The organism is Cyanobacterium sp. HL-69 (assembly GCA_002813895.1).
In the GTDB taxonomy this organism is placed as follows: Bacteria; Cyanobacteriota; Cyanobacteriia; order Cyanobacteriales; family Cyanobacteriaceae; genus Cyanobacterium.
This window is the reverse complement of the sequence record CP024912.1, coordinates 3054325-3073760: the sequence shown is the minus strand read 5'-3', so window position 1 is coordinate 3073760 and position 19436 is coordinate 3054325. Positions and strand designations below refer to the sequence as shown.

23 protein-coding genes and 2 pseudogenes are annotated in these 19436 nt (G+C 31.6%); 16 read left to right on the top strand and 9 right to left on the bottom strand.

The genetic code is table 11. The features are described 5' to 3' along the window. The first annotated feature begins 32 nt into the window (after positions 1–32). A complete protein-coding gene (locus AA637_RS14335; RefSeq protein ID WP_446683317.1) occupies positions 33–809 on the top strand; it encodes a hypothetical protein in 777 nt (258 codons plus the stop codon). Between the two features lies 1 nt (position 810). Here AA637_RS14335 and AA637_RS14330 read toward each other — a convergent pair whose 3' ends face one another. Further along, positions 811–2094: a DNA cytosine methyltransferase gene (locus AA637_RS14330; RefSeq protein ID WP_446683316.1), complete on the bottom strand. Its 1284-nt coding sequence runs from the start codon at positions 2092–2094 to the stop codon at positions 811–813. A 438-nt stretch (positions 2095–2532) separates the two neighbouring features. Between AA637_RS14330 and rfbA the strand changes: the two genes are divergently transcribed. The 4 genes and pseudogenes from rfbA to rfbB all read left to right on the top strand — a co-directional run bounded on the left by rfbA (position 2533) and on the right by rfbB (position 5881). Then, positions 2533–3417, top strand: a complete 885-nt coding sequence (rfbA, locus tag AA637_RS14325) for a glucose-1-phosphate thymidylyltransferase RfbA (RefSeq protein ID WP_446683315.1) — start codon at positions 2533–2535, stop codon at positions 3415–3417. Positions 3418–3433: 16 nt separating this feature from the next. Next, positions 3434–3970: pseudogene (gene rfbC / locus AA637_RS14320) on the top strand (dTDP-4-dehydrorhamnose 3,5-epimerase); the annotation flags it as partial. Further along, positions 3968–4828 (top strand): dTDP-4-dehydrorhamnose reductase, encoded by an 861-nt coding sequence (gene rfbD / locus AA637_RS14315; protein ID WP_446684614.1) that lies wholly within the window; start codon positions 3968–3970, stop codon positions 4826–4828. The pseudogene rfbC and the gene rfbD, both read left to right, overlap by 3 nt. Before the next feature lie 3 nt (positions 4829–4831). Beyond that, positions 4832–5881 carry a dTDP-glucose 4,6-dehydratase gene (rfbB, locus tag AA637_RS14310; protein ID WP_446683314.1) on the top strand — a complete coding sequence of 350 codons (1050 nt, stop codon included), beginning with the start codon at positions 4832–4834 and terminating at the stop codon, positions 5879–5881. Between the two features lie 133 nt (positions 5882–6014). On the opposite strand, the pseudogene AA637_RS14305 reads toward rfbB, so the two are convergent. The 3 genes and pseudogenes from AA637_RS14305 to AA637_RS14295 form a co-directional block, all read right to left on the bottom strand. Next, positions 6015–6862 (bottom strand): annotated as a pseudogene (locus AA637_RS14305) (IS630 family transposase). A 109-nt stretch (positions 6863–6971) separates the two neighbouring features. After that, a complete protein-coding gene (locus AA637_RS14300; RefSeq protein WP_446684613.1) occupies positions 6972–7508 on the bottom strand; it encodes a transposase in 537 nt (178 codons plus the stop codon). 5 nt (positions 7509–7513) lie between these two features. Beyond that, on the bottom strand, positions 7514–7810 hold the full coding sequence (locus AA637_RS14295) for a transposase (RefSeq protein WP_446682652.1): 297 nt from the start codon (positions 7808–7810) through the stop codon (positions 7514–7516). 70 nt (positions 7811–7880) lie between these two features. Between AA637_RS14295 and AA637_RS14290 the strand changes: the two genes are divergently transcribed. Together AA637_RS14290 and AA637_RS14285 are read left to right on the top strand one after the other, a co-directional pair. Further along, the gene (locus AA637_RS14290; protein ID WP_446683313.1) at positions 7881–8060 is read left to right on the top strand and encodes a type II toxin-antitoxin system HicB family antitoxin; all 180 of its coding nucleotides are present in this window, start codon (positions 7881–7883) and stop codon (positions 8058–8060) included. After that, entirely contained in the window at positions 8053–8352 is a 300-nt protein-coding gene (locus AA637_RS14285) for a type II toxin-antitoxin system HicA family toxin (RefSeq protein WP_446683312.1), read from the top strand. Before AA637_RS14290 ends, AA637_RS14285 begins: the two co-directional genes overlap by 8 nt. Positions 8353–8382: 30 nt before the next feature. Here AA637_RS14285 and AA637_RS14280 read toward each other — a convergent pair whose 3' ends face one another. From AA637_RS14280 to AA637_RS14270, 3 genes are read right to left on the bottom strand one after another with little or no spacing between them, the layout of a single operon-like run. Beyond that, positions 8383–8571: a hypothetical protein gene (locus AA637_RS14280; protein ID WP_446683311.1), complete on the bottom strand. Its 189-nt coding sequence runs from the start codon at positions 8569–8571 to the stop codon at positions 8383–8385. Then, complete coding sequence (locus AA637_RS14275) at positions 8549–8767, bottom strand: type II toxin-antitoxin system HicA family toxin (RefSeq protein WP_446683310.1); 219 nt, start codon at positions 8765–8767, stop codon at positions 8549–8551. The genes AA637_RS14280 and AA637_RS14275 overlap by 23 nt, the downstream gene beginning before the upstream one ends. Next, entirely contained in the window at positions 8768–8986 is a 219-nt protein-coding gene (locus tag AA637_RS14270) for a type II toxin-antitoxin system HicB family antitoxin (protein WP_446683309.1), read from the bottom strand. It abuts the gene before it with no gap. Between the two features lie 165 nt (positions 8987–9151). On the opposite strand from AA637_RS14270, the gene AA637_RS14265 reads away from it, so the two are divergent. The 9 genes from AA637_RS14265 to AA637_RS14225 all read left to right on the top strand — a co-directional run bounded on the left by AA637_RS14265 (position 9152) and on the right by AA637_RS14225 (position 18633). Continuing rightward, entirely contained in the window at positions 9152–9613 is a 462-nt protein-coding gene (locus AA637_RS14265; RefSeq protein ID WP_446683308.1) for a DUF29 domain-containing protein, read from the top strand. A 101-nt stretch (positions 9614–9714) separates the two neighbouring features. After that, positions 9715–9975: a type II toxin-antitoxin system RelB/DinJ family antitoxin gene (locus tag AA637_RS14260; RefSeq protein WP_446683307.1), complete on the top strand. Its 261-nt coding sequence runs from the start codon at positions 9715–9717 to the stop codon at positions 9973–9975. A gap of 2 nt (positions 9976–9977) precedes the next feature. Continuing rightward, on the top strand, positions 9978–10169 hold the full coding sequence (locus tag AA637_RS14255; protein WP_446683306.1) for a type II toxin-antitoxin system YafQ family toxin: 192 nt from the start codon (positions 9978–9980) through the stop codon (positions 10167–10169). Between the two features lie 288 nt (positions 10170–10457). Beyond that, on the top strand, positions 10458–11159 hold the full coding sequence (locus tag AA637_RS14250; protein WP_446683305.1) for a cytidylyltransferase domain-containing protein: 702 nt from the start codon (positions 10458–10460) through the stop codon (positions 11157–11159). Between the two features lie 121 nt (positions 11160–11280). Beyond that, positions 11281–12339: a polysaccharide pyruvyl transferase family protein gene (locus tag AA637_RS14245; RefSeq protein WP_446683304.1), complete on the top strand. Its 1059-nt coding sequence runs from the start codon at positions 11281–11283 to the stop codon at positions 12337–12339. A 147-nt stretch (positions 12340–12486) separates the two neighbouring features. Continuing rightward, positions 12487–13188 (top strand): N-acetylneuraminate synthase family protein, encoded by a 702-nt coding sequence (locus tag AA637_RS14240; RefSeq protein ID WP_446683303.1) that lies wholly within the window; start codon positions 12487–12489, stop codon positions 13186–13188. Positions 13189–13595: 407 nt separating this feature from the next. Continuing rightward, positions 13596–13862 carry a hypothetical protein gene (locus AA637_RS14235; RefSeq protein WP_446683302.1) on the top strand — a complete coding sequence of 89 codons (267 nt, stop codon included), beginning with the start codon at positions 13596–13598 and terminating at the stop codon, positions 13860–13862. A gap of 1081 nt (positions 13863–14943) precedes the next feature. Further along, positions 14944–15462 (top strand): class I SAM-dependent methyltransferase, encoded by a 519-nt coding sequence (locus AA637_RS14230; protein ID WP_446684612.1) that lies wholly within the window; start codon positions 14944–14946, stop codon positions 15460–15462. Between the two features lie 75 nt (positions 15463–15537). Then, positions 15538–18633, top strand: a complete 3096-nt coding sequence (locus AA637_RS14225; RefSeq protein ID WP_446683301.1) for a glycosyltransferase — start codon at positions 15538–15540, stop codon at positions 18631–18633. On the opposite strand, the gene AA637_RS14220 is transcribed toward AA637_RS14225, so the two are convergent. After that, a complete protein-coding gene (locus AA637_RS14220; RefSeq protein WP_015219047.1) occupies positions 18626–19006 on the bottom strand; it encodes a HEPN domain-containing protein in 381 nt (126 codons plus the stop codon). The two genes, AA637_RS14225 and AA637_RS14220, sit on opposite strands and share 8 nt — an antisense overlap. Continuing rightward, positions 19003–19344: a nucleotidyltransferase domain-containing protein gene (locus AA637_RS14215; RefSeq protein WP_446683300.1), complete on the bottom strand. Its 342-nt coding sequence runs from the start codon at positions 19342–19344 to the stop codon at positions 19003–19005. Before AA637_RS14215 ends, AA637_RS14220 begins: the two co-directional genes overlap by 4 nt. Positions 19345–19436: the final 92 nt, after the last annotated feature.

The following is a 19436-nucleotide window of genomic DNA, read 5'->3' as shown; positions in this document are numbered from 1 at the left end:
AATTTTTATTAAAATATTTTTATAAATACTAAATGAAGAAAAAAGATTACGAAGATTTTATAGATCAAGATTTAATGCCCAAATTAACAAGACAAATTGCAAGCAAATTACAAAACTCTCAAGAAGAATTGCAACGATGTAAATGGGCAGAAGGGGAAGCAAATACAGATACAGATTTTTCTTATTTAGCAGGGCAAAAAGCTAAAAATATTTTTCAAGAAATTATCAGTTTATACCCATTATTTAAAAATAAAATTACCGTTGAAGTTCAATCACCTGATTTAAAAATATTTTTTACTATCTTAGATAGTAAAATTACCATAAAGAGAAAAATAGAACTAAAGAGTGGTTATACAGAAAAGGCTAATGATGTCATCATACCAGGATCCACCATTGGAAAACTCGATATAAATATTTGGGTTATTTTTGTTTTAAGAAAAAACAATAATCGACAATTTGATATTAGATATGGAAGATACTATAAAGGTCTAAAAATTACTGAAAATGATCTTTTTCAAGATAGAACTCCTCGACCTAGATTAGCATGGAGTGGTTTTCAAAAAATAGAAGATAATCCTGATGATAAAGTTGTAGAAAAAGATAAAGAATGGATTAAAAGGTATGCTCAAGTAGCAGTGAATAGAATCATTAACAATAAAATTAATAAAAGTTCTTGGCAAGATGATTTAGTTATTGAGATCATTAAATATCTCTTACATAATCCAGAAATTTTAGAGGAGATTATGGACAAACTATCTATTGATAAAAATAGATTAATAGCAAAAATCAAAAACATAGAAAATAATTGATTTAAAAAATACCTAACTTTTGTTGCTCTCGGTTATCTAAATAATTATCATCAAACAAATTGTCCCAAATAGATTCTAATTTCATAGCGATATGATAACTCAATAATGGAGGTACGGCATTACCTATCAATTTATAAGCCTTACTCGCAGAAACAGGTAAATCAGTTTTTAATATTTTACTATCTCTCACAAACTGATAGTTATCGGGAAAAGTTTGTATTCTTGCACATTCTCTAACTGTTAAACGTCTCATTTTTTTTCCCGAGTTTATTTCATCATGATAACGCCCCCCTAACTCTACAGAGAGTCTTCTAAATTCAATATTTCCATGATGCTCTGCTCTAATTGTAGGACTTAATCCATCTAAATTTACCTCTATTTGTCCTTGAGTTTTTCCATAAAATTTAGCTCGAGAGAATTTCATTTGAGCTTGATCTTTTGTTTCTAACTCTGGCTCTAGTAATCCACTTAACGCAGATCTAACTGTAGAATAAGGTTTTAAAATATTATTATGAATAATACTATTTTGTGGATCGCAATGAGTTATTTCTGGAAAAGGATTAATAAAGTCTTTAATGTTAGAAAGTTTAAGCAATCTTTTACTAAGGTATTGTTTATTAATACCAATAAAAAATAATCTTTCTCTAGTTTGAGGAATACCATAATCTGGAGCATACAGTAATTTGCAAAAAATGATATAACCTTGATTATTAATTGCTTTAAAATCAGACTCTATCTGACTCTTAACCTCAGATAAAGAGTTTAAGCCTTTTACATTTTCAGCAATAAATATTTTGGGTTGAGTAATTTCAATGACTTTTTTCATCCAGTAATAAAGCATTCCTCTATTTTTTAGATGATTATGACTTTTTTCATCTAAATAATTACCGTCATGACTTTTGTGGGAATTTAGACCTTTTCTTTTTCCAGCAATGCTAAAATCTTGGCAGGGAAAACCTCCCGTTACTATATCTATATTTTGAGGAAAGGTAAATTCTCCTTTACTATATTTTTCTACCAAATCAACGACACTTTGCTGGTAAAAAATATTTCTCTTAAAGTAAGATAACCAGGCATTTCTTGCACTGATTTCAATATCATTGCCAAAAACTGTTTCAAAAGATGTTTTGGCTAGTTTAATTAAATGTTGATTTCGATCAATAATCCAATTAGAATGTATTTTTTCATTAATAAAATCTTCATGAATCCAAAAATTTCCCTCCATTCCTAAATCCATTCCTCCACAACCTGAAAATAAAGATAAGATTCTTTTTTTTGCACTCATAATAAAGTTTGGTTATACTGAGTTTGACTGTAATTATAAACTTATAGAGTACCTAAAAACTATAATTGTTTGATAATCAACACTTTTGTTGATGAACCCCTAATTTGCGATCGGTGTAAGGAAGCCTTAGTCGGTAATTTCTAACTATATATAGGGTGGGAATTTTCTCACCCTTTTATTTTAATTTGACTGCTGATTTCTCCATGGGTTGAATTAAAAACTCCCCTTCACAATATTAAATCTTTACAAAATTTTATTATAAGGGCGATCGCCAAAAAAATGTTATACATGATTTACCCACTTTTCCCATTCACAAAACAATAAAAAAGTTGATTGCTCCTAACCCCCCTAAGCCTTGATATACCTTAACCCCACAAAATACTGAAGAGGAAAGTCTTAGTATTGGTTAACATAACAATAAATTTATGACATGACGATATGAAAGGAATCATTTTAGCTGGTGGCTCTGGTACTAGGCTTTACCCTCTAACCATGGTCACAAGTAAACAACTTTTGCCAGTATATGACAAACCCATGATTTATTATCCTTTATCAATATTGATGTTGGGTAAAATTAAGGATATATTAATTATTTCTACCCCCAGAGATTTACCCAATTTTCAAAAGCTGTTGGGGGATGGTAGTCAATTTGGAATAAATCTATCCTATGCACCACAACCTTCTCCTGACGGTTTAGCACAGGCTTTTATAATTGCCAAAGATTTTATTGAAAAAGATAATGTGGCCATGATTTTGGGGGATAATATTTATTATGGTAACGGTTTAACAAAAATATTAAAAAAAGCTAAGAAAAATGTAGAAAATGGTCAGGCAACTATCTTCGGATATTATGTCAATGATCCAGAGCGTTTTGGGGTAGTAGAATTTGATCAAAATTTTAAAGTTATATCTATCGAAGAGAAACCAAAAAATCCTAAATCAAACTACTGTGTTACGGGGCTTTATTTTTATGATAATAGAGTAGTAGATTTTGCCCAGCAAATTAAGCCTTCCCCCAGAGGAGAGCTAGAAATTACAGACCTAAATAATATGTATCTTGAGCTACAAAGTTTAAATGTAGAATTATTAGGAAGAGGATACGCTTGGTTTGATACTGGTACGATGGATAGTTTAGTGGAAGCAACAAATTTTGTCGAAACCATTGAAAAAAGACAAAGTATCAAAATATCTGCCCCCGAAGAAATTGGCTATTATTATGGTTGGATTGATCGAAATACTCTATTAAAATCAGCAATCAAATATGGTAAATCTCCTTATGGTCAACATTTACAGAAGGTAGCAGAGGGTCAAATTATTTATTAGCGAGGAGTGAGCAATTGTGCAAATTAGTAAAACAGCTATTGATGGGGTTTTAATTTTAGAACCGAAGTTATTCTCGGATAATCGAGGATGGTTTATGGAAACCTATGTTGATAAACGATTACGAGAAAAAGGGATTAATATTAAATTTGTTCAGGATAATCATTCTTTATCTTTACAAAAAAGAATTTTAAGGGGTTTACATTTTCAAGTTGAACCTAAAGCACAAACAAAATTGGTTAGATGTACTAGGGGAAGTATCCTTGATGTGGCTGTTGATTTACGCAAGGGTTCACCTACTTTTCAAAAATGGGTATCGGTGGAGTTGTCGGCGGAAAATAAAAAACAGTTACTCATTCCCAAAGGATTTGCCCATGGCTTTCTGACTTTAACCGATGATGCGGAAGTTCAATACAAAGTTGATGAATATTATAGTCCTGAGTGCGATCGCACCTTAAAATTTAATGATCCAGCCTTAGGTATCAATTGGGGCATTGAAAACCCCATCATGTCCGAAAAAGACTTAGTCGCCCCCTTACTCAAAGATAGTGATGTGAACTTTCAAATCAAAGCATTAGTAACAGGGGGAAATGGGCAACTAGGGTATGATGTCAGTAAACAATTATCCCAAATAGGAATCAAGGTAATTACTACCACCAAAGATAATTTAGACATTACCAACGAAAAACGCACAAGACAATTTATCATCGAAACGAAGCCCGATATTATCATCCACTGTGCCGCTTACACCGCTGTTGACAAAGCCGAAGAAGAGCAAGAGATATGTTACTCAGTTAACGTAGAAGGAACAAAATATATAGCTCAAAGTGCACAGGAAATAAACGCTAAATTAGTTTATATCAGCACCGATTATGTCTTTAACGGCTCAGGAAACACCCCCCATGCCATAACAGATTTGATAAATCCTGTTAACTATTATGGTCAAACCAAGGCAGAAGGAGAGGAAATTGTCAAAAATTACATTCAAGAACATTTTATCATCAGAACCTCTTGGGTATATGGAATTAACGGACATAATTTTGTTAAAACCATGATGCACTTAGGGGAATCAAAAAAGAAAATACAAGTAGTTGACGATCAAATTGGCTCTCCAACCTATACTAAAGATTTAGCTACATTTATCAGTAACTTAATTCAAACAGAAAACTATGGCACTTACCATGGAGTTAATGAAGGTTATTGTAGTTGGTATCAATTCGCCCAAGAAATTTTTGCTCAACTGGCACAAGATATGAAGATAGTACCCATATCATCCCAAGCATACATAACTAAAGCCCAAAGACCAAAAAATTCTCGTTTATCTACCGTCGCCACAGAAAATATTGGGCTAGAAAAATTACCCCATTGGAAAAACGCCCTCAAAAGATATTTACAAGAAATCAAAGAAAAATAAATTATGAAAAAAATATTAGTAACTGGTGGTGCAGGATTTATTGGTAGTAATTTTGTCAGGGAAATGTTGAATCTTCACCCCGACTATCAAATTATTAACCTTGATTTGTTAACCTATGCAGGGAATTTAGCAAATCTTAAAACCATTGAAAATAACCCCCATTACACTTTTATAAAAGGTGATATTAGGAATAGAGAAACCGTAGAGAAAATTTTTCAAGTCTATTCCATTGATACTGTCATCAATTTTGCGGCTGAATCCCATGTTGATAGGAGTATTATTGACCCAGATATTTTTTTAACCACTAATATCATAGGTACACAGGTTTTATTAGATGTGGCGAAAAGGTATTGGAAAATTAACCCTGATGATAAATACTGTGGAAAATATCGAGATGGAGTAAAGTTTTTACAGGTGTCAACGGATGAAGTTTATGGGGCGCTGGGTAAGACGGGAATGTTTACCGAAACCATGGCTTTACTTCCTAATAGCCCTTATTCGGCTTCTAAAGCCAGTGCAGATTTAATTGTTCGGGCTTACCATGAAACTTTTGCGATGCCTGTTAATATTACCCGTTGTAGTAATAATTATGGAGCGTATCAATTTCCTGAAAAGTTAATCCCTTTGACTATTAATAATTGTTTAAAAAATAAACCTATTCCTGTGTATGGGGATGGTATGCAGGTTAGGGATTGGCTTCATGTGAAGGATCATTGTTATGCTATTGATGTGGTTTTACATCGGGGAAAGGTAGGGGAAATATATAATATTGGCGGTAATAATGAGAAGGCAAATTTGGATATTATTCGTTTAATTATTGATAGTTTAAATAAGAATGAAAATTTAATTCAATTTGTAAAAGATAGACCAGGACACGATCGCCGTTATGCCATTGATAATAGTAAAATAACTTCTCAATTAGGTTGGAAGCCTCGTTATACTTTTGAGCAGGGCATTAAAGAAACCATTGATTGGTATGTTCATAATCTCGACTGGGTAGAAAATATCGTCAGCGGTGATTATGCTAAGTATTATGACTCTATGTATCTTTGATAATGGGCGATCGCACCATCGCTGTTCTTTACTTTAATCCCTCAAAACAATGTTAAGCTAATACTAAATTATTAAGAGAAAGATTCCTATGAAGAAACAAACATTATAGTCAATCAAAATAAGACTGAGACATTTAGCTAGTACAATAATTGTAAATTATTTCATATAAAGTTATTGTACTATTGCTATACATTTTTGCTCTTTTTAAAGCACTAAAATCGTGTTCAATATCATTTAAATCTGGTGAATAAGTTGGTAAAAACATTACTAGATGACCTGCTTCTTCTACTAATTCTTTTATCATATTTTTTCGGTGGATTGGTGCATTATCCATTATTAGTATTGAAAATTGTTTTAGTGATGGTAATAAATACATTTTTAGCCATGATTCAACACTTTCTGCATTTAAACTTCCTGTAAAGATCATTGGAGCAATAAAATCTTTTTCTTTCTTTCTTCTTCCTGCTACTAAATTTTCTCTTTTTCCTCGTTTTCCTTGTTTCTCATCATAAATTTTTTTTCCTTTTTTTGACCACCCATAAATGCAAGTACTTATTTCCTCAAATCCTGACTCATCAATAAATACCATACTCTTACTTCCGTATTTTTTGACTAATTCTCTTAATTTTTGTAAGTATTCTATTCTTTGTTTTCTATTTCTTTCTCTATAACGTAACTGTTTTTTTTTCTTGTTATGTTCATTTTTTTGAATGCATGAGATATTGCTGACATTGTTACTCCAAATTTTTTCGCTCTATCTATTAATTTATCATCTGGATTTTTCACTACATCTTCATATAGTGCTGATTTATCTAATTTTCTTTGACGAGTTTTGACCACTGTTGGTCTTAAATCTTTTCTATTCAACCATCTATATATTGATGCTCTTGATATTCCAAATATTCTCGATGCTTTTGTTACGTTACCTCTATTTTCTACATAGTCAATTACTTTTTGTCTTAATTCTATATCATGGGGCATTATACTTAAATATAAAAATAATTACTTCATCCATTATTTTACCCTTGATTGGTTCATACTTAAGTAAAGTGACTATAACTGTAATTCTGTATAGAACCCATTTGGTATCTCAGGAAGCAGTGAGTCTTTTTAAAAGTAATCGAATAAAACATAAGTTAACTTTTTGGGTGGAGTTGAATAAGGTTCTTTCAAAGTTTTTGACCAAATTTTTACATCTTTCCATCCAACCATTAGATCTTTCAATGATCCATCTTGCTTTGACTACCACAAATCCTTTTTTTCCTTCTGATTTTTTTTGTTCAGAAGAGATTTTGCCTGATTTTTCCATACGAATTTTCTTTCCAATTTGTGGATAAACTTTTTCTAATTCCCTCATGATAAAATCAGGATGATAACCCGAATCCACGAGGATCGTAATTTTATGAACATTCATGGGTTTGGCACGAAAATAATCTATGTTCTCACTCAACATCATGATTAATCCTCGATCATCGGAAACACTTGCCTTTGTGCAACAAGTGAAAAAAGGAAATCCCAGACTATCCACTGCTAAATGTCTTTTAATACCATTGGTGAGTTTATACCTACAAAATCCTTTACTCTCTACTCCTGCACTACAAGTATTTTGTACTGCTTGAGAATCAATGATTATTAATCGAGTCCAAGTGGATTTTTTTTTACTTTTTCCCTTAGTTGCTTATGAAGCTCACACATCACCATTTCAAAGATACCCTCTTTTTTCCAGTTTTTATAATGCCAGTAAACTGTAGAATAAGGCGGTAAATCCTTGGGTAAATCAGACCAATTACAGCCATTTTTGAGTTGATAAAAAATACCATCCCAAATTTGTCTTTTAGACCACTTTGGTGGACAAGTTCGTTTCTTTTTTGGTAACAGAGGTTTGATTACTTCCCATTCTTCATCACTTAGACTGCTAGAATATGCCATCCTTCTATTTCTCTATGTTTTCATCTCAATATTCTACTAGATACCAAATGGGTTCTATAAAGAAGACAATATGTATATTGCTGAGTGTGTGGAGTTAGGTACGGTAGATCAAGGTGAAAGTATAGAAGAAGCCATTGATAACTTAAGAGAAGCAACAAAATTATATTTAGAAGAATGTCCATTTGTGGAAACTCAACCGAGATTAGTAACAACGATGGAAGTAACTTACGGACAATTAAGTTATGCCTAAATTGCCCATTATTTCAGGGAAAAAAGCAGTTCAAACTTTAGAAAAAATAGGCTTTGTCAAATCTAGGCAGACTGGTAGCCATATAGTTCTAAAAAAGTTAATCTCTGGTGGTGAAATTGTTTGTGTTGTGCCACTTCACAAAGAATTGAGAGTGGGAACTTTAAGCGGTATCCTAAAACAGGCACAAGTCACCGTTAATGATTTTATACCAAATCCGAATGGTAGAGTATGCCATCCCCGCCTTGCAATAAATTACAAGGCTAACAGTTTATCGTTCAATGAATTGAACTAAGGTATATTTTGATTCACGGATTTGGTATTATTAGCAATTTATAAACTTATCAAGATCGCACCCTACCCCTTCCCAAAAACTTGATCGCACCTCCACCATTCCCAAACATCGACGGCAGTCTAACCCCCCATAAGACTTATCGCACCTTACCCCTTTCCAAAAACTCGATCGCACCTCCTTATTCCTCAAATACAAATTATTTCTTTGCCAAAAAATCATCAACAGAAATATTAGCTTGACGAATTAAACTCCTTAACAATCCAGGAGCGAGTTCTTTATGATTAGGTACTGACAGAGTTGGTTTAGAATCATGCCAGAGTATAATATGACTACCAGTTTGATGCTCCACAACATAACCAAACTTGCAAAAAATTTTAACGGCTTTTTTGCCCGAAATATTAGCTAAAATTCCCATTTAGACAACAACTTCCCCAATGAATGAGATTGTCTCCTCTTTTAACTCATTAATTTGGTGTTTCTCTTGCACATATAAATATCCTTGAATTGCATCTTTTACATTTGCGATCGCCTCATCCATCGTTTTTCCTTGGCTCACACAACCGGGCAATCTCGGTACTTCAGCAACATAGCCATTATATTCCTCATCAAAGGTAAATATTACTTGAAACTTCATTGTGTATATGCTTGATTTTGGCAAAGGAGCTTAACTTCTATTATAGTCGAACTTCCTTCTTTCCTAAACCCCGATCGCCCCTATTTTTTTGTGAAGGCGATCGCATCTCCCCTCCCTGAAAATAACTTATAATGTAGATCTAAGCCAAAAATAGAGTGAAAAGATATGGTAGCTCAATTAAAAACTGAAGCTCAAAACTTGTACGATACTGATTATAATCTTTGGGTATTAGAAACCGTCAAAAAGTTGGAAAATAGGGATTTAGATTCTCTTGATTGGGAGAATTTAATTGAGGAGGTGTTAGGTTTGAGCCGAAGTGATAAAAGAAAACTCGAAAGTTTATTAGCCAGATTAATTGAACACCTCTTAAAACTTGGATATTGGGAAATAGAAAAAGAAAGAAATAAAGGACATTGGCAAGGGGAAATCCGTAACTTTCGCAAACAAATAAAAAAAGAATTAAAAGCAAGTCCAAGTCTTAAACGCTATTTACGAGAAATATTTGAAGAATCTTATCAAGATAGTAGAGAAATTGTCAGCGATAAATCTCAACTTCCCCTTAATACCTTCCCCGAAAAACCGATCGCACCTATTGAACAAATTTTAGATGAAAATTGGCTTCCTTAATCGCCCCCCATTTCTAAAACCAGATGTCAGACAAAATTGTATTATCACTAAAAGTAGCCCAAATAGGCTACAATAGTTGATAGAAATTAAATGTTTAAATTATGACTAAAACCGCAACTGTAAGAGCTAGAATCAAGCCTGACCTAAAAACTAAAGTAGAACATATTTTTCAAAAGTTAGGATTGACTACCACAGAAGCAATTAATCTTTTTTACAAACAAGTTGAGTTACAGCAAGGATTACCTTTTGAAGTGAAAATTCCCAATATGACAACTCAAAAAATATTGGAAAAAACGGATCAGGAGGAGGAATTAATCCACTGTGACAATTTAGAGAATATGTTTGAGCAATTGGGGATGTAATAGTGACACCGTCTTATACTAGGCGTTTTGAAAAAGATGTCAAGACGATGAAAAAAAGAGGAAAAAATATCGATAAACTCAAACAAATAATCATAAAATTAGTTAATCAAGAAATTTTGGAAGCGAAATATAAAGATCATAAACTAATTGGAAATTATACTGATCGTCGAGAATGTCATATTGAGCCAGATTGATTGTTAATTTATAAACTAATTCTTCAAAATGATCAGATTATTGTTGAAAGAACAGGTACTCATTCAGATTTATTCAATTAACTTACCAAAGATTGATCGCACTCTATATATACCCTAAAGGCGATCGCATCTACCCATTCCCAAATTCGATCGTATCTTGTTATAAAATCTCCTGAAAAACTAGATTAACCTTTCACAGATATTGGGTAACTTAAAAGATGGTTAATTGTTAAGGATTATTTGTTAATTCACTAAATTCCATAATATTATTTGTATTATTAAATATTTATGATTATTCCCGTTCTTTTAGCAAGACTCGATTCAACAAGACTACCTTGTAAGTCATTTCTCGTCTTACCCAATGGTCAAACAATAATTGATTTCATTTTAAGTCAACTAGATTATCTAAAGTATTTCGATTGCATAACATCTCCAATACTTGCAACTACGAAACGTTCCATAGATGATCCTCTGGCTAAATTTTCAGAAAAAAGAGGTTTATTAGTATATAGGGGTTCTACAAACAATGTTTTCAAAAGGATATTACAAGCAGGAATTTCTCAGAATGCAGAATATGTAATGAGAGTGAACTGCGATTCACCTTTCATTGATGAATCTTTAGTTATTACTGCGATAGATGCCTACCGCATATATTCGCCTGATATTATTACTAATTTAATGCCTAGAACATACCCTTATGGAATAACTATTCAAATTTTAAAAGTTAGTACCATGCTTGATCTAATAAATAATTGTCCACCCTCTCCAGAGGAGTCTGAACATATAACACCATATATTGAGAAAAATAAAAAACAAGTCCAAATTTTTAATATATTTAACAAAAAACCAATTTTCACTAACAAAAGGTTTGTAGTTGACACAATAGAGGATTACGTCAAGTTGTATATGGAGTTGGAATTGTGTTTGTGTTCCAAGGACAAAACATCGAGAATTACTTGGTCTAATTTACTAGACACACAAAAAGACTAGTCTTAAAACATTTCATTAATTTTAATTAATTTAACTTCACATCTCATTATCTAAGCAAAAAAGATTAAATTTGTAGGCATCCAAAGAAACCTATGTCAATTTTATTTTAAGGATTGTAAAAATGAATATTATTCACATTTCTCCATTTGGTGAAGGTTTTAACATTGGAAACTTTGCCATTGCCTTATCTGTTCGCAAATGGATCTATAAAATTTACGGACATTCTGCAAATATAATTACCTTGCCTGCCATGGCGGAACATTTGAATTGTGGCTTAACCAAAAAAACCATATATTTAGCTAATCAAATCGCCGATGCTGTCATTATTGGAGGCGGAAATCTTTATGAAAATAATGAACTAAAAATTGATTTAAATGCACTTGAATCTTTATCAGTTCCATTAGTGTTGTTTAGTCTTTCTATTGGGAAAATTTATGGTAGAGATTTTAATCTAAGTCGAAGAACAGATGTCATGCCTGATTCATTGCTAACTATACTAAATAAAAAAGCAAAATTTTCATTAGCTCGTGATCTCGCCACATTTCATCATCTAAAAAATCTTTTACCAGAAGCAAAACATATTACTCTGGGGGGGTGTCCTACTCTTTTTCTTGATGAATGGACAAGTTCATTTAGTTTTAAACAAACAACAATGAAATCCGATATTTGTTTAATTTCAATTAGAAATCCAAATCAAATGAATGTTCCGTTATCAGTGGCTAATTCCATTCCCGATTTAATTAATTCAGTTAATAATTTTGTTTTTTCTAAAGGTTATAAAAAAGTGAAAATATTATGTCACGATCAAAGAGATTTAATATTCGCAAACTCTATCGGTATCCCTTATGTTTATACCAGTGATGTGTACGAATATTTATCTTTAATAAAATCAGCTTCTTTGGTTGTTAGTATGCGAGTTCACGCAACATTACCTTGCTTGGCTTTGGGTACTCCTGTTATTAATATTTCTTACGATGAGCGTAGTTTAAGTTTATTACACACCATTGGTTATGCTGATTGGGATCTCAACCTTCTAAAATCTGATAATATTTTACTTGATATTTCAGATAGATTATCATTGTTAGATATTCATAAAATGATGAAACAAAAGTCTGAGACAAAAATTATTTGGTCAAAATTATATGAAATTCAACAGAAAGCAATACTTATGTTGAAATAGGTGCAAATAATACAAAATAAATCTTAAAAACCGCACTTTGTAATTCAAGTAGGAGAAAAAATTATTAAATAACTTAAGAATTTAATAACAAATATCACTTATTATTTATTGTAAGAGTCACTTTATTTTTTAATATAACAAACCATCATGGTCAAAATTATTGCAGAAGCAGGAGTCAATCATTTTGGGAATTATTCATTAGCGCTCAAATTAATTGATGCGGTGAAAGATACAGGATCAGATTTCATAAAGTTTCAGATGATTGACGAAAAAGAATTATATTCTCCTGGAAAATACGAGTATGGAAACTATGATATTGAAGAAGTAAGAAAACAACGTAGGGAATCTCATCTATCAACAGATGAACTGAATAAATTATTTAACTATGCCCATAGTATTGGTATTCCAGCAACTGCTACTCCATTTGGATTTATCTCATTAAAACAACTCATAAAACTCAATCCACCTTTTATCAAAATAGCCTCTGGCGACATAAACTTTTATTCACTGATCGAGGAAGCAATACAAACAGGAATAAAATTAATCATATCTACTGGAATGTCCACTCTTAAGGATGTAGAAAAAACTGTCAACTTTTTACATTCAAAAGGTTGTGATAATTTTGTTTTAATGCACTGTATATCTGTCTATCCTCATCATGAATCGATGTCCCAGTTAGGTTACATATCTACTCTTCAAAAAGAATTTGGATGTGACGTGGGATTTTCCGATCATACGTTAGGCAGTACGGCTTCTTGGTGTTGCAATTGCATTAGGAGTAAAGTGGATAGAAAAACATTTTACGCTATCACAAAAATTGGGAGGGACTTGATGCAAAACATTCATTAGAACCCAAAGAATTTAAAGAGTTTGTTAACCTTGTTAAAGCAATAAGTATATCGTTAGAACAGACTGATAGAAGTCTTTTAGAAGAAGAAATTTTTACCCGTAAAAGAGCCAGAAGAGGTCTATATGCTTCCCGGGATATTTTATCAGGTGAAACTATAACCTCTAACGATATTCTTTATCTTCGACCTGAAACACAAATATCGATAGATGAATTTTGTCATTTGATTGGGAAAAAAGCTAAACGTAAAATCAATATCTTTTCACCATTTATTCCCAATGATATTCAATCTTAATTTAAAAAGTTTATAACTGAAAAAATGTTAAAAATCGCCATAATTGCCCACGCTGGAATAGATATTGTATTGGACATTATTTTAGAACATATAATTTCCTGAAAAAAGTTGCTTATGACATCTTATGATGTTAGATTTAATTATTTTCTTATTTCGGAATTAGAGCTTTCACTTCCAGAAGGAAAGAAACTTGAAGCTATTCGTGCATCATCTTTTGATGAAATAAAACTCGAAAAGTTTGATATTATCTTTTTAGATTTATTATTCTGTACATTTTCACAAATTGAGAGAGTCAGGGAAAACTGTAAAATTTTAGTGTCTTTGTCTCCTATTTTTAATCACTTTGAGCAAGTTGATCTTTTATTTACTAGAGAAACCTAAAGATATTTTTTTGAATATTGATAGTGTTCCTACTACTTTTGTTGGATGTGATTATGCAATTTTGGGTCCAAATGCTATAAGAATTAGTGCAGGACATTATGAGTCTGTTCTGTATCAAAGAAAACCCTCAATAGGAATTTTTTTGGGAGGAACTGATCCTCAGAACCTAACATATAAACTTCTTGAAATTCTTTGCCAGTGGAACAAAACTATCTTTGGGTTGCTTTAAGTAACTCTTACCCCCATGACATTAATATTCTACGTTCTATGATTTCTCAAGACTCAAAACATGAAATAGTTCTTGCCACTACTTATCGTTTCTATGGGATGTTATGTCAAATTGTTCATTAATCCTACTACAAGGAGGGTGTCCACTTATGAAGCTATATATGCAGGTTTACCAAGCATTAATTTCCCAAAAAGTTCTGATACTTCATTTCTTTTGCGTTCATTTCAAAACAATTCATTAGGATGGGTATTTGATTCAATAGAGGCATTATCAAATGGAGATATTCTGGATCAGATTTTTTCTCAAAAGTCTAAGCTAATGTCAACGCATATTGCTTGTAAAGCATATTTAGATGATCAATCATCTTATAGGATTTTTGATATATGTCTCGAATATCTAAATAAAGCATCCATTATAAATAATTATAAGTGCTAAAATTATTTGAGTTTATCTATAAATTTACTCATAACAAAAAGATATTGCTTAACAAAAATTATGTATAATCACAATAAAAAATGTAGGTTTTGTGATTCGCTTCGAGTTTATACTTGGACTAATAAACCCAAAATTTATATAAAGTGTTTTGATTGTAATTTTATCAGTGTAAATCCTTTACCTTCAAAACAAGAATTAGATGATCATTATCTTTTATACCATGATAAAAATCATCAAGCTGTTACAGAAAAAACGATCTAAGATTGCAATCTTATCATCAAGAAATTGATTGGCTATGTAACCATATTGATTTTAAAACGCACTCAAGAGAAAGACCTTTATGTATCTTTGATTATGGATGTTCAGGAGGTTATTTTCTGATATTTTTAAAGAAAAACTCAATGATATTCCTCTTTTATTAAAGGAGATGATAATCTAATCCTGCATAAAAATTTTGAAGGAAAAAATTACTATATAAGTTTAAGTGATATTATCGTCGAAAATTTAAGTTTTGATATTGTCATTTTAAGAGGAGTAATTGAACATGTGCCTGATTTTCGAGGTTTATTTCAGTCTTTATCTCAAATTCTAACAAAAGGGGGTTATCTTTTTATTACAGCAACACCGAATGGCTCATCCCCCTGTGCTACTTTATATCGTCACAATTGGGTTCAACATCATTATCCCAGTCACATACAACATTTTTCATCCCATCACTTAGACTATTTAGCGGCTTTGAACAACCTTATAAGAGTGGATTCTATAGATTTATATTCAGACTCACCATATAAAAAAGACACAGATATAGAAACTTTTTGTGATTCAATTCAGCAAGGAACAATTAGGTATACTAATCATTGTCAAGATAATTTAAATTCACTGAAGCACGCCTTTTTTGAATCAATGCTAACAATCTTATATCAGTATAAGTATTAAAAATACACTGTTGCTATATTCTGATTTAAGTAAAGTCATACAAAATTATTTATAGTTCAAGTTAAGAAAATCTTTATGCTAACCCTAGAAAAAACTTTAGAACAACAAAAAGATTTAGATAAACTATGTCAGTACAGAAATGAAAATCCAAATTTTTTGTTTTGGATGAACGAATATTATGGAATAAATTTGATACTCAATCAATATACTCAAAGACCTTCCGATACTCAGCCAAAAATTATTTTTCCCCATGGTATTACTTCTGGAAAAATGGTTTTATTAGGTGAATTAACAAATCCACTACCAATAATAAGCATATATCCAGAACATAGACTTGAAATATACAAATATGCTTGTTTTTATCATAAGATAGATAAAAAACTAATTCTTGGAACTGCTCCCTTTGTCTATGTTACAGAGCTACTAAAAGATTTCAGTAAACTGAAAAGACAAGGCACTATTTTTTTCCCTTCTCATTCATCATACTTAGCAAAAGTAAAAACGAATTGGGAGAATTTGGCTGATGAATTAGCCAACCTACCCGAACAATACCAACCTGTAACAGTTTGCATTCATCACAATGATTTTCGACAAGGAAATCATATCCCTTTTCAAAATAAAGGTTTAAGAATAGTATCCTGTGGATATAAAACAGATCCTTTATTCCTTTTTAGATTTTATCACCTATGTTCGCTCCATAAATATTCTAGTGGTAATGGTTTAGGTTCTCATGTTCCTTATTCAATAAAAGCTGGTTGTCAATACTTTCATTTAAATACCCATAAGGCATCCTATAAACTTTCTGATAACTGTCAAACAGAAAACGTTAATTTTGGACGTTTAATAAATATACAAATTCGAGCACCAGATTTATTGGAAGACATAGAAAACTTATCTAGCAATCAAAAACAACAACTTCAATTTGCAGACTATTACTTAGGTAGTAAATACTTGAAATCTCCTCAAGAAACTAATAATCTTTTAGACGAAGCAGAATATCTATATCGTCAGGGAGTAGGCAGAGTTTTTCTACCTCAAACTCAATGGCAATCAAAAGAAATTAAAAATAATGAAGAAAATGTCAAAAAATCAAATGTTGACCTTGTAATTATTTATTGGTCAGGTAATAATAAACTCCTAAATATTTGGTTAGATAATGTTAAGTTTTTAGAAAATTGTCAACTTGTGATTGTTACAGATGGAACTAATCAAGAAAAAGATTCAATAGATTTACTTAAACAATTTTGCCTCAGCAACAATATATCTTTAATAGAAAATCAAGAATATACCAACTTAGTACAAGCGGTTATTCAAGCCAAGCAAAAATTTAGTAATTACAAATATGCTCACATCTTTAAAGATAGTGTTAAATTACTAGCATCTCCCCTAGAAACTATAAAAATAGCTTCTGCAAAAGGTCTATCTTTTTACGGAGTTATAGAAAAAACATTTTGGGGAGAAACATACAATAACTATTGGTGTCTTTGTTTAAACATAGACCTCATTTTTGAGAAAATAAAACCTCATTATGCTTACAACAATAATTGTTATACAATCACCGGATTTTTACAAGAAATGATAGATTATGGATTTAATATCCAAAAATCCGAAATATTAAAAAATGTTATGTGTGAGGTTTTCATTCCAGAGCAGAAATACTGCGAAACATACTGGAAACATCCAAATAGGGCGATAGAAGATAGAAATATTTTTTTAAAAAACACACCCACAAATAATCAGTCACAATTACCCAAAAAAAGTGATAAATATGTCGTTGTTGTAGCCCATGTCAACCCCAATGCCTACTCAGAAACCTTTATTCATAACCATATCAATCATTTACCTGCGGAAATCATTAACATCCCCGGTATCTCATTCCCCCTACAACAAAACAGAGAACAGCTAAAACAATTTCTCCTTGAAAAACAAGTTGACGCAATCTTAGCAGAATATGGACGAGTAGGGGTTGCCCTCATGGATATTTGCCAAGAACTAAATATACCCTTAATTGTTCACTTTCACGGTTTTGATGCCTACCATCATGGGGAATTACAAAATAGTGGTAAATATTATCCTAATTTATTTCAAAAAGCATCGGCAACCATTGCTGTATCACGACACATGGAACAACAACTATTATCATTGGGGGCAGTAAAAGAAAAACTATACTATAATCCCTATGGTGTCAATTTATCTCTATTTCAACAATGCAATCCTCAACAACCACCATTAACCTTCATTACTGTTGGACGTTTTGTTGATAAAAAAGCCCCTACCTTAACAATTCTTGCCTTTGCCCAAGTATGTTATCAATATCCCGAAGCTAAATTAATCATGATTGGTGAGGGAGTATTATTAGAATCCTGTAAAATGTTAGCCAAATCATTAGGTATTTACGAAAATATTGAGTTTACTGGTTCTCTACCTCAATCAGCAGTAGCCGAAAAAATGCGACAAGCAAGGGCATTTGTGCAACACTCCGTTACCGCCAGTTATGGAGACTCAGAAGGTACACCCAACTCAGTCATAGAAGCATCTGCCACTGGTATTCCTGTAATAGCAACCCGACACGCAGGAATCAAAGATGTGGTTATAGAGGGAGAAACAGGCTTTTTAGTCGATGAAGGAGACGTGGACGGGATGGCGGAGTATATGATTCAATTAGCTGAAAATCCTGAATTAGCTCAAAAATTAGGAGAAGCAGGAAGAAAAAGAATAGAACAATATTTTTCCCTCGAACAAAGTTTAAATAATCTATGGTCAATTATTAAAGATAGTATCGAGAAAAATAAAGCCGAACAATTAATCCAAAAATTAAATATCCGTAAAACTAACTTAATTGTTTTCCCCGATTGGTCAATTTCTGAGGAAGAAATCGGCGAGGAATTACTAGAAGTTATCCTTCAATTAATGGAAACACCTCCAGAAAAGCCTATTACTCTTTTAGTTGATATCACTGGAATCTTACCCGAAGATGCCACCGAATTATTTTCGGCAATTTCCATGAGTCTCTTATTTGAATATGAATTATATTTAACTGAGTATATTAATATATCCTTATTGGGAGATTTGACAGAGCAAGAATGGCAAATCTTAACACCTCTCATTACCAAAAAACTAAAAATTAACCATGAAAATCAAACCCTAATTAAAGAATTAAACATTAAATAATATCGATATTATTGTTAGTAAAATCAAGCATATTTTGGGCTTTGTTAATAATATTTTCTGCTTCCTGTAAAGTAATATTTGGTTTTAAATTATAATCAGCTTCAGTACGCTTCTGTTGTGCTTCGATTAAATAACGATGATACTCAACGGGAATACGTTTTGTCTTAGCAAATTCCCGTCCAAATCCTGCAATAACGGCACTATGACTGGAATAAGTTAAGTCCTGTTTTAGTAAAAAAGCCTCTGCGATATAAAACATTGTATAGTAAGCCCTTGCCACTGCAAAATCTGGTAATTGATTTTCTAGTAGTATTTTAGATGCTCTTAAACTTTCCTGAGCTTTTTCTAACAGTAATTTTTGTTCATTCTTCATAAGAATATACCCTCTTTATGAATATTAATCATTAAAGGACTTTTTTCGCTCTTAAATTGAGATTCACTAATATAAACACAACTAATTAAAAAATTATACTCTAAGCATAAATCAGAAACTAAGTTAATCATTTTTTCATATTTATTTTTATCTTGATTAACATTTTTCAAAACTATTAAAATATCAATGTCTGAATCTTGTTTAGCATCCCCCCTTGCTCTTGAACCAAATAAAATTAACTGGCTCAAGTTTTCTTTGTAAATATTAATAACTCTTTGTTTAAAGATTACTAATATGGCATTAATTTGTGTTTTATTTGCTCTTTCTTTATATAGCATATATTTACTATTGATATTATTTATTGAAAATAATTTTATTTGTTCACAACATATGAAAAATATTTATATAATTAAAATATAGTAATACCTTT

Coding starts and splice junctions, on each gene's coding strand:
- AA637_RS14235 (WP_446683302.1), top strand. CDS start 13,596: ATGACATCTTATGATGTTAGATTTAATTATTTTCTTATTTCGGAATTA.
- AA637_RS14260 (WP_446683307.1), top strand. CDS start 9,715: ATGACTAAAACCGCAACTGTAAGAGCTAGAATCAAGCCTGACCTAAAA.
- AA637_RS14215 (WP_446683300.1), bottom strand. CDS start 19,344: ATGCTATATAAAGAAAGAGCAAATAAAACACAAATTAATGCCATATTA.
- AA637_RS14240 (WP_446683303.1), top strand. CDS start 12,487: ATGGTCAAAATTATTGCAGAAGCAGGAGTCAATCATTTTGGGAATTAT.
- AA637_RS14335 (WP_446683317.1), top strand. CDS start 33: ATGAAGAAAAAAGATTACGAAGATTTTATAGATCAAGATTTAATGCCC.
- rfbA (WP_446683315.1), top strand. CDS start 2,533: ATGAAAGGAATCATTTTAGCTGGTGGCTCTGGTACTAGGCTTTACCCT.
- AA637_RS14290 (WP_446683313.1), top strand. CDS start 7,881: ATGTATATTGCTGAGTGTGTGGAGTTAGGTACGGTAGATCAAGGTGAA.
- AA637_RS14280 (WP_446683311.1), bottom strand. CDS start 8,571: ATGATTTTTTGGCAAAGAAATAATTTGTATTTGAGGAATAAGGAGGTG.
- AA637_RS14245 (WP_446683304.1), top strand. CDS start 11,281: ATGAATATTATTCACATTTCTCCATTTGGTGAAGGTTTTAACATTGGA.
- AA637_RS14295 (WP_446682652.1), bottom strand. CDS start 7,810: ATGGCATATTCTAGCAGTCTAAGTGATGAAGAATGGGAAGTAATCAAA.
- AA637_RS14225 (WP_446683301.1), top strand. CDS start 15,538: ATGCTAACCCTAGAAAAAACTTTAGAACAACAAAAAGATTTAGATAAA.
- AA637_RS14220 (WP_015219047.1), bottom strand. CDS start 19,006: ATGAAGAATGAACAAAAATTACTGTTAGAAAAAGCTCAGGAAAGTTTA.
- rfbB (WP_446683314.1), top strand. CDS start 4,832: ATGAAAAAAATATTAGTAACTGGTGGTGCAGGATTTATTGGTAGTAAT.
- AA637_RS14330 (WP_446683316.1), bottom strand. CDS start 2,094: ATGAGTGCAAAAAAAAGAATCTTATCTTTATTTTCAGGTTGTGGAGGA.
- AA637_RS14270 (WP_446683309.1), bottom strand. CDS start 8,986: ATGAAGTTTCAAGTAATATTTACCTTTGATGAGGAATATAATGGCTAT.
- AA637_RS14265 (WP_446683308.1), top strand. CDS start 9,152: ATGGTAGCTCAATTAAAAACTGAAGCTCAAAACTTGTACGATACTGAT.
- AA637_RS14250 (WP_446683305.1), top strand. CDS start 10,458: ATGATTATTCCCGTTCTTTTAGCAAGACTCGATTCAACAAGACTACCT.
- AA637_RS14285 (WP_446683312.1), top strand. CDS start 8,053: ATGCCTAAATTGCCCATTATTTCAGGGAAAAAAGCAGTTCAAACTTTA.
- AA637_RS14275 (WP_446683310.1), bottom strand. CDS start 8,767: ATGGGAATTTTAGCTAATATTTCGGGCAAAAAAGCCGTTAAAATTTTT.